The 14,568-nt window shown below is 68.6% G+C and carries 5 protein-coding genes; all 5 read left to right on the plus strand.

Annotation, left to right across the window (positions count from 1 at the left end; all coding sequences use genetic code 11):
• Positions 1 to 140: 140 nt before the first annotated feature.
• The 5 genes from IF188_RS12685 (at position 141) to IF188_RS12705 (ending at position 14,478) form a co-directional block, all read left to right on the plus strand.
• Positions 141 to 1,583 (plus strand): sugar transferase, encoded by a 1,443-nt coding sequence (locus tag IF188_RS12685; protein WP_191172182.1) that lies wholly within the window; start codon positions 141 to 143, stop codon positions 1,581 to 1,583.
• Between the two features lie 47 nt (positions 1,584 to 1,630).
• On the plus strand, positions 1,631 to 3,481 hold the full coding sequence (locus tag IF188_RS20575) for a DUF4012 domain-containing protein (RefSeq protein ID WP_191172183.1): 1,851 nt from the start codon (positions 1,631 to 1,633) through the stop codon (positions 3,479 to 3,481).
• On the plus strand, positions 3,478 to 3,978 hold the full coding sequence (locus tag IF188_RS12695) for a VanZ family protein (protein WP_191172184.1): 501 nt from the start codon (positions 3,478 to 3,480) through the stop codon (positions 3,976 to 3,978). Before IF188_RS20575 ends, IF188_RS12695 begins: the two co-directional genes overlap by 4 nt.
• 75 nt (positions 3,979 to 4,053) lie before the next feature.
• Positions 4,054 to 4,272: an Rv0909 family putative TA system antitoxin gene (locus tag IF188_RS12700; RefSeq protein ID WP_191172185.1), complete on the plus strand. Its 219-nt coding sequence runs from the start codon at positions 4,054 to 4,056 to the stop codon at positions 4,270 to 4,272.
• Between the two features lie 327 nt (positions 4,273 to 4,599).
• Positions 4,600 to 14,478 carry a VWA domain-containing protein gene (locus IF188_RS12705; RefSeq protein WP_191172186.1) on the plus strand — a complete coding sequence of 3,293 codons (9,879 nt, stop codon included), beginning with the start codon at positions 4,600 to 4,602 and terminating at the stop codon, positions 14,476 to 14,478.
• Positions 14,479 to 14,568: the final 90 nt, after the last annotated feature.

The following is a 14,568-nucleotide window of genomic DNA, read 5'->3' on the forward strand; positions in this document are numbered from 1 at the left end:
CGAAGCGGCATCCACAGCGGATTGCCGTGTCCGGTCGCTTTGGTAGGCTTCACGCGGTGTCCCTGGCGACACCGACCGACGCTGTTCGGCCGCCAACCCGTCGCTTCACGCCCCCGCAAGGGCGAACGTCCCCCCGTGCGATGACTGAGACCTCACGATCACCCCGCGACGCCGACTGGCCGCGTCGCTACGCCAGCCGGCTGTTCTACTCCGACGCGCTGGTCGTCGCGGCGACCCTGACGATCTACGGTCTCATCGCGCTCGATCAGCTGAGCCAGCCGGTGGCCTGGCCCTCGGGGCCGACGATCCCCTACTGGGTGTTCCTCATCCTGCTCGGGGTCGTGTGGCTGCTGTCGCTCGACGTGATCGACACGCGCGATCGCCACATGATCGGGCAGGGCATCACCGAGTACCGGCGCATCGTCAACGCGACGGTGATCGTGTTCGCGCTCGTGATCATCTTCGCGTTCTTCTTCCGCATCGAGATCGCGCGGTCGATCTTCATCATCGCTCTGCCGATCGGCGTCGCCGCCCTCGTGCTCTCGCGATGGCTGTGGCGGCAGTGGCTGCGCCGTCGGCAGCGGCAGGGCAGCTATGTGTACCGCGCCGTCGTCGTGGGGGAGCGGTCCAAGATCGCCCACATCGCCCGTCAGATCGAGCGCGCGCACGACTCGGGGTACGTCCTGATCGGCGCCCTCACGCGGGGCGGTGACGGCTCGGTCGCTCAGCTCCCCGTGCTCGGAGATTTCGCGGATGCCGGCACCGCCGTCGAGCGGGCGGGCGCCGATACGCTCATCGTGACGGGTTCCGACGAGCTCGATCCGCAGACGATGCGTCGGCTCGGCTGGGAGATGGCCGACCGCGACATCAACTGGGTCGTGGCCCCGACGGTCACGGACGTCGCCGGTCCCCGCATCCACTCACGCCCCGTCGCCGGACTGCCGCTCGTCCACATCGACTTCCCGACCCTCGAGGGGTACAAGCGCGTGTCCAAGCGCGCCTTCGACCTCGTCGGCTCGACGCTGCTGCTCGTGCTGCTCTCGCCCCTCATGCTGGTCACCGCCATCGCGATCCGCATCGACGGGAGCGGACCCGTCTTCTACCGCCAGATCCGCGTCGGCCGCGGCGGCCGCGAATTCGGCATGCTGAAGTTCCGCTCGATGGTGGCCAACGCCGACGACCAGCTCGCGAGCCTGCTCGACGTGCAGGGCACGACGAACCGGCCCCTGTTCAAGGTCACGAACGACCCGCGGATCACTCGGGTCGGCTATTTCATCCGCAAGCACTCGATCGATGAACTGCCTCAGCTCGTCAACGTCTTCCTCGGCGAGATGAGTCTCGTCGGACCTCGCCCGCAGCGCGCCGCCGAGGTGGCGCTCTACGACGACGACGCGCACCGCCGCATGCTCGTCAAGCCCGGCATGAGTGGACTGTGGCAGGTGAGCGGGCGCTCCAAGCTCTCGTGGGAGGACTCGATCCGCCTCGACCTGTACTACGTCGAGAACTGGTCGTTCACGCAAGACATCCAGATCCTGTTCCGCACCATCAAAGCCGTGATCGCCCCTGGTGAGACCGCACATTGAGCGCGTCTCTCGGCTTCGTCACAGGCCCTGACCGGTAGCATCCTCTGGTGTCTTCCAAGCCCACCCCCGGTCGCTTCCGCGAAGGTCGCGCCGGCAACCATGCCCCGGCGCCGCAGCGTCGACGGCGCTGGCCGTGGGTGCTCGTCGGCGTCTTCGTCGTTCTCGGCGCGCTCGCCGGTGTCGGCGGGATCTTCGCGTCGCAGGCGCTCGGTGTGCGTGACGATCTGATGGCCGCGAAGTCGCAGCTCGGATCGCTCACGGAGGCGTACAAGAAGGGCGATGCCGCCCAGATGCAGTCGATCGGCGCCGAGGCGCTGCGGCTCACCACCAAGGCGGACGCCACCGTCGAAGGACCGCTGTGGGATGTGGCCTCGGCCCTCCCCGTCGTCGGTGTCAACATCGCCGCGGTGCGCAGCGCCACCGAGGCCACCCACATCATCGTCCGCGATGCTCTGCCCTCGGGCATCGAGCTTCTCGGCATCATGTCGCCCGACAAACTGAAGGTCGAGGGCGGCGGCATCAACCTCGCGCCCTTCCAGCAGGCGCAGCAGACCCTGCCCCAGATCAAGACGGTGCTCGCGAGCGCCCAGGCGAAGGTCTCCGGAATCGACCGTGCCGCGCTGCTGCCGGTCGTCGACGACGCCGTCGGGCAGCTCATCTCGGTCGTCGATCAGGCGGGGCCGATGCTCGACACCGTCGAGAAGGTGCTTCCGATCGCCTTGCGCATGGCCGGCTCCGAGGGGCCGCGCAACTACCTGGTGGTGTTCCAGAACAACGCCGAGATCCGCGCGACGGGCGGCAACGCCGCGACGTCGACGCTGATCCACGCCGAGAACGGCAAGATCGAGAAGGTCGAGGACGATTCGGTCGAGGACTTCTACAACGCCGGCGTGACCGGGCGACTGCGCTCCGACCTGCCCGACGAGACGCTGGCGCTGTACGAATGGGACTTCACGAAGAACGCCCAGAACTTCACGCGCACCCCGGACTTCCCGACCACGGCGCAGATGTTCTCGCAGCTGTGGACGCAGACGAACGACTCGCAGCTGGACGGCGTCATCTCGATGGACCCGGTCGCGCTGTCGTACATGCTCAAGGCCAGCGGCCCCGTACCGCTCAAGGACGGGTCCGAGATCAACGCCGACAACGCCGTGAAGCTCCTGCTGAACGACACGTACGAGAAGTTCGGAACGAACGGCCTGGCTGCCGACGCGTACTTCGCCGACGTCGCCTCGCGCGTCTTCGACAAGATCGCGAGCGGGTCGTGGGAGCCGACCGCGATGATCGACCAGCTCACCCGCTCGGTCGATGAGGACCGCATCTACGCGTGGTTCCCGCGCGAGGACGAGAACGCGCTCGCGGTCGACCTCAAGATCGACGGCGCGCTGACGGCCGACAACACGAAGGCGACCCAGGTCGGCATCTACCTGAACAACGCGTCGTATAGCAAGCTCGAGTACTTCCTGTCGACCTCGCTCACCGTGACCTGCGATGCGGCCACCCGCACCATGACGACGTCGCTGACGATGGCGTCGACCGTGCCCGGCAGCAACATGAGCGGCTACCGGCTCGGCTACCGCAACCCGTCGATGGACCTGCCCCGCACGACGATGATCCTCGACACCCTCTACGTCGCGCCTCCCGGTTCGACGATCACGGCGATCAGTCCGGCGGACGGCGACGTCAAGCGGTGGAACCGTGACGGCGCCGAGAAGGGGCATCCCCTGGCCAGCCGCACCATGCTGCTGAAGAAGGGCGAGACGAAGACGGTGTCGTTCACCACGCAGCTTCCGGAAGGCGATCTGGGGCCGCTCGAGGTGCGCTACTCTCCCACCGTGACGCAGACGCCGGTGACGATCGACGCATCGTGCACCGCCATGTTCCCGGCGGCGAAATGACGAGCGATCGACTGCCGTCGACGAGCGGTCCGCGACACACGATCATCGCACTGATGGTGCTGGGCTACGGCGCCTTCCTCGCCTTCATGGTGTTCTGGCCGAGCCCGATCGACGCGCCGGTCGAAGGCCTGCTCGACCGCGCCATCTCGGAGCTGCACGAGCGCGGCGTGCCGACGTTCATCGACTACACGTTCATCGAGTCGTTCTCCAACGTGCTGCTGTTCATCCCGGTCGGGTTCCTGTTCGCACTCATGGTGCCGCTGCGCTGGTGGCCGATCGCGCTGCTGCTCGGGCCGGCGCTGTCGGCCTGCATCGAGCTCGCACAGCACTTCCTGCTCGACGCGCGTGTGTCGACGATCAACGACGTGGTCGCGAATTCGATCGGTGCGACCATCGGCGTGCTCATCGCGGTGATCATCCGCGCCGTGGTCAAGGCTCGGGACGAGAAGGTCATCGAGCGGCACGAGGCGCAGAAGCGCGCGCGAGAGTGGGCGTAGCGGGGCTTTCGGCGCGGCATCCGTCCCGACAGAATGTGTGGTGACGCCGCACTCGGGGCGAGAGACGGAGCCAGCATGAGCGGGTTCGACGACCTGGTCAATCAGGGCAAAGAACTGTACGAGCAGAACAAAGACAAGATCGACGACTTCTTGAAGTCGGAGCAGGCCGAGGGCATCAGCGACAAGGTGCTGGACGGCGCGTCCGACTTCGCCAAGAAGGTGCTTCCCGACGAGCACGACGCGACGATCGACAGCGTGCGCGGCAACCTCGACGGAGCCGTCGGCGACAAGTGAACGACACGCAGAAGCGGCCCGGGGCGACCCGGGCCGCTTCTGCGTTTCCTGAGCGGATCGTGATCCGCGTGTGACCGGGGGTGCTTGACGCCGCCCTCGAGTCGCCGCTAGCTTGACCGTGGGCTACGTGCGTCCGGTGCAACTGGGGAGTTAACACCGGAGGGAACGCACACTTGGGGAGTCCGACCGGGAATTCGGGGTCCCCTTGAGCTGACATCAGCGAGAAGGGGAACCTTGATGTCTGGGTACTGGGGAAATGACGGTTCAGCGCGCACGGGAATCCGGCGCAGCCTGCGAGCGGCTCGGGAGCGCGACCGCAGACTGACGATGCGGCACCGGTGGTACGCCGGTGGCATCGCGACGCTGCTCTCTGGCGCGCTGATCTTCGCAGGCATGTCGCCGGCGTTGGCGAACGAGACGCCGGCGCCGACGCCATCGCCGTCGGCGACGACCGAGTCGACCGACACGGGCGATGCTGAGAAGGATGCCGCCACCCCGGCTCCGTCGGACGACGAGGCGGTGACACCCGAACCCGAGAAGAGCGAGCCGGCGCCCGAGCCCGAGCCCGAGAAGAGCGAACCGGCTCCCGCACCGGAGCAGAGCGAGCCGGCGCCGGTGAAGACCGACGAGGGCGAGAGCGAGACGGATGCCGCCACGCAGAAGCCGCAGAGCCGCTCACTGGCTGCGGAGGCGCCGATCGCGCCGCTCGCGGCCGGGCCCGACGGCGGACAGCCGCCCTACATCTACTGGCGCGCCGTGGACCAGGACGGCGTGCTGCTCGGCGGGACGACGTTCAACGTCGAGCGTCGCTCCGGCAACAACTGGGTGGGTGACACCAGCATCACCGACAACGGTCCGGGCGACCTCGACCCCGACCTCGGCGAGTTCCTGGTCAAGACCGTCGGCTCGAACGCGGTCACCGCGAACTCCCGTTATCGCGTGCAGCTGACGGATGCCCCCGCCGGCTACAACGTCACCGACGACGATGCGCGTTCGATCAACAGCAACACGAACTGGACGACGTACAACTTCGGCGACTTCACGAGCACGAAGGTCCAGCCCGGCACCATCACGATCCAGAAGGGCGGGCTCCGCACCGGCGGCCAGACCGTCGCCGGCCTGCAGGACGCCGTGTTCGAGGTCCGCACCGGCACCGACGCTGCGCCTGACATGAGTGCAGGCGGGCTGATCGGCTCGTGCACGACGGCCGCCAACGGCCGGTGCTCGATCTCGGTGCCCAGCGGCGCGCAGTACTGGATCGTCGAGAAGACGGCGCCGACCGGCTGGAGCAGCGTCTCGCAGTTCAACGTCGGCAACCCCGCCGCCAACACCGCCTACCGGTTCCGCACGGGAACCGTCGCGGCGGGTTCCGACACTTCGTACCCGCAGGTCGGCACCGGCAACGGCGCCACTGCCTCTGGCGGGTTCTGGGCTGACATCAAGAACAACCCGGCCGCACTCCAGGCGTGCGGCATCCGTGTCGGCCTGCTCATCGACCTCTCGAACTCGATCGACTCGGGTGAGTTCACGCAGCTGAAGAATGCGGCGAACGGCTTCGTCGATGCCCTGCAGGGAACGCCCTCGTCGCTCGCGGTGTGGACCTTCGCTTCGCAGGCGCCGGTCGGGGGCGCGAGCAACAGCACCCTCGGCCTGACGTCCGTGTCGACCGCCGGCGGCGCGACCACGGTGAAGAACAAGATCAACGGTCTGACCAAGCCTTCCGAGAGCCTCGGCGCCACGAACTGGGACCAGGGCCTCTGGCAGGTCGCCGGCGACGCGGCGAACAAGGTCGACGTGCTGCTGATGCTCACCGACGGGACGCCCACCGTCTACGGCCCGAACGCTGAAGGACCGGGCAACTTCTCGCGCTTCCGCGAGGTCGAGAACGCCGTCTTCTCCGCGAACGCGGTGAAGAACCTCGGGACCCGCGTCGTGCCGGTCGGCATCGGCGTCGACGGCGCCGAGGCCAACATCCAGGCGATCTCGGGCCCGGCCGTGAACAGCGACTACTACCTCGTCGCCAACTACTCGGCGCTCGCGACGTTCCTGCAGAACCTGGCCAAGGGTCAGTGCGAGAGCACGATCAACGTCACGAAGATGGTGATCCCGAACGGCGGCACCGTCGCCAACGCGACGCCCACGCCCGGCTGGGGCTTCGGCGCCACCAGCGGCAACGCGGTCACGCCGAGCAACGGCACGACGAACGCCTCGGGCGCCATCAGCTTCAAGGTCTCGGGGCTCTCCGCTGGGTCGTCCACACCGGTCACAATCACCGAAGAGGACCGCGCCGGGTACACGCCCGCACCTCAGGGCGGCAAGAACGCGGTCTGCAAGAACGACCTGGATCAGCCCGTCACCGTCACGAACGTGGGTGCGCTCGGCTTCACGGCCAACGCCACCGGCGGGCGCATCGTGACCTGTACGGTCTACAACCAGGCGCCGAACCCGAAGGTCGACCTGAAGGTCGAGAAGAAGTGGGTCATCAACGGCGTCCCGTACGACAACGGCTCACAGCCGATCGGCTCGGCCCAGCTGACCCTCGACGGCGCCGCCAAGAACTTCGGCACGAACTACACCTACGACGTCGGCACGTCGGTGGCGATCGCCGAGACCGTGACGCAGCTTCCGCCGTTCTGCACGAACACCTCGACCGGCACCGGCTCGCACACGATGACGTCGACGCCGAACCCGAACGTGATCACGATCACGAACACCGTGACGTGCACCACGCAGCTGAAGCTGACGAAGAAGGTCGTCGGCGGATCGGCCGACCCCACCACGTGGACGCTCACGGGCACCGGGCCGCAGGGTTCGCTCCCCGGCCCGAACGCGAAGTCCCCGACGGGGCTGACGAACGTCACGCCGGGCGTCATCTACACGCTCGCCGAGTCGGGCGGCGACCCCCGCTACACGCAGGAGGTCGTGCCGGGCGCGACCCCGCGCCCGGGTTCGACGGGCTCGTGGCACTGCTACGTGCTCAACGAGAACGGCACGCGCGGTGACGAGTACGACGGCCTCAACGGCGGTGTCACGGTGCAGCTCGGCCAGCACGTCGAGTGCGAGGCGATCAACCGGACCGCGAGTCTCGTGCTGCGCAAGCACGTCGTGAACGACAACGGCGGCGACGCGGACCCGTCCGACTGGGATCTGAAGGCGACGCCGGCCCCGCTGACCGGCCTGGCCACTCCGCCTGCGGTCGAGGGCGCGGACTCCACGACGGCCGCCAACACCATCCAGGTGCGGCCGGACCACACCTACACGGTCTCCGAGACGGGACTGACGGGGTACACCAAGGTGAAGCTCCAGCAGCTGGTCGGCGCCGACTGGGTCGACGTCGAGGGCTGGGATGTCACGGTGGCGCCTGGCGCGACCGGCGTCTACCAGATCGTCAACGACGACATCGCTCCGAAGCTCACCCTCAAGAAGGTCGTCGTGAACGACAACGGCGGCACCACGCCGGACACTGCGTGGACGCTGTCGGCGACGACGGAGGACGGCCCGGACCTCAGCGGTCAGACCGGGGTGAACGGAGAGGTCGTTGCGGGCGAGGTCTACACGCTCGCTGAGAGCGTGATCGGCGGCTACGACTTCAAGGCCCTGTCGTGCACCGGCTACCCGAACACCACCAAGGGCAGCCCGACGCTGACCCTCAAGCCGGGCGACGACGTCACCTGCACGTTCACGAACGACGACAAGCCGGGCACGCTGCGGCTGCTCAAGGTGGTCGACAACTCCAACGGCGGCGACAAGGTCGCAACCGACTGGAACCAGCACCTGACCGCCACCCTTGGCGCGACGACGCTGACCTTCGACCACAACGTGCCTCGGACGGTGGATGCCGGCACCTACACGCTCGCCGAGATCGACCAGCTCGCGGGGTACCAGCTCACGAACCTGGTGTGCTCGACCGGCGGAACGTCGCTCGCTGCGCCGACGGTCACCGTCCCGAACGGCGTCGAGGTCGTCTGCACCTTCACCAACTCGTCGCAGAAGCCCACGCTGACGCTGGAGAAGAAAGTCGTCAACGACGGCGGTGGCTCGGCCACGGCGAACCAGTGGACGCTGACCGCGAAGAACGAGGCCAACAGCGACACCCCGATCAACGGCACCGGCACGCAGGTGGGCGGCGACCCGCTGCTGGCCGCGATCAGCGGTCAGGTGGTCGCGGGCCGCGCCTACGTCCTGAGCGAGTCCGGCCCGTCGGGCTACTCGCAGGACGGCGCGTGGTCGTGTGTCATCACCGGAACGCAGACGGCGGTCGCCCTCACCGACGGCGCCGTGAAGGTGCCGCTGGCGAAGGACGTCACCTGCCGGATCGTGAACAACGACACCGACGCGACGGGATCGATCGCCAAGACGGCATCCACCCCCGTCCAGCAGCCGGACGGAACGTGGTCGATCGACTACACCGTCACCGTCACGAACAGTTCCGCGACCGGCTCGTACGCGTACAAGGTCAACGACACGTTCCTGTTCGGCGCCGGCATCACCGTCGGCACGGCCACCGTCGACAACTCCGGCGCACCGGGTTCGACGCTGACGGCCGGCTGGGACGGCGCGGCGCAGCCGCAGCTCGCGACGGGCACCGTGCCCGCGGGGGCCGGCAACACGCACGTGTTCGTCATCCACGTCACCGGCATCGCGATCGCCGACAGCGTGGCTGACGGCGACGCCTGGAAGTGCGAGACGCCCGAGCCGGGCGGATTCGCCAACCGGACCGACCTGTTCACGCGCACCGGCACCACACCGGCGGGCACCGCGTACGCCTGCAAGGAGCCGGCGTTCCCGACGGTCACGAAGACGGGCACGAACCCGGCATCGCAGAACCCGGACGGTTCGTTCAACGTGGTATATACCGTCACGGTTATGAACCCCGATCCGACGGCGGTGCAGGCCGCGCTGACCGACGCATTCCCGGCCGCTCCGGCGGGCTGGACGCTCGTCGACGGCGTGTGGAACGTCGCGGCTGTCGACGCTGCGCCCGCCCCGACGGCGGCGACGTTCGCCCCGGGCAACGGGACCATCTGGCAGGGTGTGCTGCCGCCGACGGCGAGCTACGCCTACACGGTCAGCGGGAAGCTGCTGCCTTCGACGGACGCTGTCAGCATCGGCGACTGCGCGGCGCAGGCGGGCCTCAAGAACAAGGCCACCGTCACCTCGGGCCAGGTCGTCAAGGATGCCGAGGGCTGTGTCACGGTCGTCCTGCCGCCGGTGAGCGTCTCGAAGACGGACGGCACGGTGACGCAGCTGGACGGCGGTGACTGGCAGGTCGACTACACCGTCACCGTGACCAACTCCAGCCTGACCACGGGGACCGTCTACACGCTGACCGACCTGCCCGACCTCGGCGTCGGCTTCTCGGTCGTCAGCGAGGGCTGGCAGGGCGCGGCACCGGTGGCGAACACGCCGATCGAGGCCGGCGGCTCGGACGAGTACGTCTACCGCATCGTGGCGTCGTTCGACCCGGCTGCCGAGGACCCGGAGCTCACGTGCGAGCCCGGCGAGGGCGGCGCGTTCCACAACGTGGCGACGGTCGTCTATCCGGGTGGCTCGAAGAGCGACGACGGCTGCGGCCAGCCGGCCTCGCCCGAGGTCGTGAAGGACTCGGCGACGATCGCGCAGCAGGGCACCGACTGGCTGCTCGGCTACACGGTGACCGTGACGAACCCGAGCGCCATCCCGCTCTGGTACTCGCTCTCGGACACCCCGGCGGCACTTCCTGCCGGAGTGAGCGGCGCGGTCTGGACGGCTGAGGGACCGGCCGACCTCGACGGCGGCACGTTCACGGCACCGGCGACGGCGTTCGACGGTGTGGGCAACACCCTCGTCGGCACCGGCACGCTGCCGGCGGGCGCCTCGCACGTGTTCACCATCACGGCGCAGGTCACCCTCTCGAACGACGTCAAGGCGGCGGACCTGGTGTGCGGCGAAGAGCCGGGCACGGGCGTCTGGAACACCGCCACCGTCACGAACGGCGTCGGCGGCGACGAAGACGACGCGTGTGACGGCATTCGTCTGCCGAAGGTCGGCATCGAGAAGTCCGATGCGAAGGTCGCACAGAACGTCGACGGGGAGTGGGTGCTGTCCTACGACGTCACGGTGACGAACCTCGACCCGACGCTCTCGGCGGCGTACGCGCTCGCCGACACCCCGCAGTTCGACGCGAGCTTCGACGTCGTCCCGGGTTCTGAGACGTGGACGCAGGACGGCACCCCCGGCATCCCTGCCGGTGTGCTGGCCGGCGGCGCCTCGACGGTCTGGACCTACACGGTGAAGGCGACCGTCGACGCGGAGGACTTCGACCCCGAGACGGCGCTCACCTGCACGACCGAGGGCGAGACCCCCGGCGGCGGCTTCTACAACGTGGCGACCGTCACGTTCCCGGGCGGCACCGCGAGCGACGACGGCTGTGGCGTTCCGACGAGCCCCAAGGTCGAGAAGACCGGCGTGGCGGCTGTTCAGGATGCCTCGACCGGCGAGTGGACGCTGGCCTACAAGGTGAAGGTCTACAACCCGACGAGCACTCCGCTGCAGTACGTCGTTCACGACACCCCGCAGGCTCTTCCGGCGGGAGTCACGCCGGTCGGGATCTGGGCGGCCTCGATCGACTCGATCGGGGCGGGCAACGTCGGCACGCTCGGCGCGACGTGGGCCGCGGACCACACCCAGCCACTCGGTGCCGGGCTGCTGACGCAGAACTCCCAGAACGTCTACCTCGTCGTACTGAAGGTGAAGATCGCGGCATCCGTGCCCGACAGCGCCCTCGACTGCGAGGCGCAGGGCAAGGGCCTGTGGAACCACACGGTCATCACCAACGGCATCGGCGGCAACGAGTCCGGCGACTGCATCCCGGTGGTCCGCGCGGTCACCGAGCAGTCCAAGACCGTGACGAGCACCTCGCAGGGCGAGGACGGCACGTGGACGATCACGTACGACATCGTCGTGACGAACACGTCGACCGAGGCGCCCGCGACGTACAGCGTCACCGACCGGCTCGAGTTCGGCGGCGACATCGAGGTGCAGGATGCCTCGTGGACCGGTCCGGGCGGAACCGACGTGCCGTTCGCGAACGCCGGTGACGACTGGACCGCCGACATCGCGACGGACGCGACGCTGGCGCCGAAGACCGACACGACGGGGACGGCGACCTACACGGTCACCGTGCACGCGACGGTGCCGGCAGAGGCGTGGAACGGCGACACGCTGGGCTGCTACCCCGACGACGAAGACCCGTCGGGCGGCTTCCTCAACACCGCGGTCATCACCGTCGCGGGCGAGGAGTATCCGGTCGACGACTGCTCGGAGCCGGCCCTGCCGACGATCGACAAGACCGCGACCAGTGCCACGCAGAACCCGGACGACCCCGACAGCTGGACGGTCACGTATCAGCTGACGGTCAACCCGAGCGGGTTCGACACCTTCTACACGCTGACCGACGTGCCGGGCTTCCCGTCGGGCATCACGCTCGGCGACGGCACCGCGCAGCGCACCACGCCGGCGGGCGACGAGCCCATCGACATCGAGCCGGGAGCGTCGTTCCCCGACGACCCGGTCGCGCTCGGCGCGAACGAGACGCAGGTGTGGACCGTGTCGTGGAAGGCGACGGTCACCGAACCGGTGCCGACGAACGAGCTGGAGTGCAGCGAGGGACCGGGCTACGGCTACTTCAACGCCGCCTACCTGTACGTCGGCGACGACCAGGTCGATGACGGCACCGCCTGCATCCCGGTCAAGGAGGCGGTCTACCCGACCGTCGCCAAGACCGTGACCTCGTCGACGCAGGACCCGTCGACCGGGCAGTGGACGATCGTCTACAACCTGACGGCGTCGCTCGCAGCGGCGGGCACGCCCGAGAACCCGGACGGTCTGTCGGCGAAGTACAGCCTGCAGGACGTCGTCGAGTTCGGTGGAGGCATCCAGATCGACTCGGCCACCTGGAGCGGCGAGGGGCAGACGGACGTCGCCTTCGACGACTCCGACTGGTCGGCGTCCATCGCGAACGGCAAGGCGATCACGGCGGGCTCGACGCACACCTACACCGTCACGGTGAAGGCGGACGTCACAGCCGAAGCGATGAACGACGGCACCACCGTCTGCGACGAGGGCGGGGAGGGGCCGTCAGGCGGCTTCCTCAACACCGCGCGACTGACCAGCGGCGGGCAGACCGGAGTGGTCCACGCCTGTGCCGAGCCGGTGTTCCCGACCGTCGAGAAGACCGCGGGCGCGTACACGCAGAACGGTGACGGGACGCAGAGCATCTCGTACGTCGTGACGGTGACCTACCCCGAGACCGATGCGGATCCGAAGCCGGCCGAGGTGGGGTACGTCCTCACCGACGCGCCCACGCTGCCGGACGGGGTCGACCTCGTCGGCGACTGGACCGCGGAGGCGGCGGATGCTGTCACCCCGGCGGTTCCGGCCTCCGGAGCGTCGTGGAACGGCGAAGGGGAGTGGACGATCGTCCCGGCGGGCACGCTGACGCCGGACGGACCGGTGCACACGTACGTGGTCTCGGCGAAGGTCAAGGTCTCCGGACCGCCGACCACCGAGCAGCCGCGCACGTGCTTCGAGGCCCAGGAGGGCGGCTACTTCGTCTGGAACGAGGCGGTCATCCACTCCGGCGAGTATGTCGATCGCGACGACGCGTGCCAGACGGTGCACTTCGACGACGTCGGCATCGAGAAGACGGCGACGAACCTTCCCGAAGAGGGTTCGATCGACCCGGGCACGGTGTTCGACTACGAGCTGACCGTCACGAACAACGGGACCCGGGATGCCGAGAACGTGGTCGTGAGCGACCCGCTGCACGAGCGCCTCGAGGTGACCGGGCTGACGCTGCCGGCAGGTTGGAGCAACGACAACGCACCCGCGTTCGTCGATGACGACAACACGCTGTCGGTGCGCATCCCGACGCTGGCGGTCGGGGCGAGCGCGAAGATCGTGGTGCAGGTGACCTTCCTGCCGCCCACGACCTCCGCGACGCTGCCCGAGGTGATCGGCGACGACGAGCCGCCGGCTCCGCCGACGCCGCTCGACGACATCCTCAACGAGGCGTGCGTCTCGGCGGATCACGACAGCGACCCGACGAACGACTGCGATGAGGTGACGACGCCGACCCGTGACATCGCGGCTCTCGTCTACACCCGCTGCGTCGCCGACGCGCCGTACCTCGGCTGGGTGGTCACCAAGTCCGAGTCGCTGAAGGACGAGCCGGTGAACTTCCTGTGGAAGCCGGTCAACGACGCCGTGACGCCCGAGACCTCTCCGGCGCAGGTGGAGCTGTCCGACAACGGCAGCACCACCTGGAGCGACGAGATCCCATGGGTGGGCTCGGCCTTCACACCGTCCGGTGTGTCGATCGACTACCCGGGATGGCGTCCGATCGCCGCGAGCGACATCGTCGCCGGTTCGACCCCGACGCAGTACTACCTGCCCGGGACCACGACCGTGATGACGCCCGAGCAGCAGGCGCAGTTCGTCTTCAACGGACTGATCCTCGACCCGAGCGAGCTCGACTACTCGTGGCGCCTCAACACCGAGATCACGTTCACGGTGAACCCGACGCTCACCTTCTCGACCTCGTACCCGGCCGCGACGCCACAGTGCTTCGTCGCGCGCCACACCGAGGTGCAGGTCGAGAAGTCGGCGAGCGTCGAGCACACCGAGCCGGGCACCTCGTTCCGGTACACGCTGGACGTCGCCAACGTGAGCGATGACGCGGCGGCCGAGGGCGTGGTCGTCACCGATGTCATCCCGGCCGACGTCAAGATCACCGCGGTCGACTGGACCGGCAAGGGCGACGCCGATGCGTTCCCGAACTGGCAGTCGTGTGAGGTGGCGGGTCAGGATGCCGGCGGCTACGGCGGAACGCTCACGTGTGAGCTGTTCGGCCCGCTGCAGCCGATCAACTCCGACAACGGCGGCGCGACCGTCGCTCCGCGGATCACCCTCGACGCGACGGTGAACCCGAAGTCGACGGCGAACACGATCACGAATGTGGCGGTGGTCGACTACCACACGTTCGGCGACCCGGACGACCCGGGCCGTGACTCGGACGACGCCACCGTCCTGCTGTCGGCGCTCCCGGCGACGGGCGGAGGTGCGACCCTGCCGCTGATCATCCTCGGGCTGGTGGTGATGCTGACCGGCACCTCGGTGCTGCTGATGTCTCGCCGCCGCCGCGGAGAGCCCAAGCCGCAGCTCTGATCGCCTGAGGTCCCCGCGAGGGGGCGGGCCGTCCCGGACGGTCCGCCCCCTTGCGGCGTTTCGGCCGTTGCCGAGCCGTTACTTGACGCG

It is taken from the genome of Microbacterium helvum (genome assembly GCF_014779795.1).
GTDB lineage: Bacteria > Actinomycetota > Actinomycetes > Actinomycetales > Microbacteriaceae > Microbacterium > Microbacterium helvum.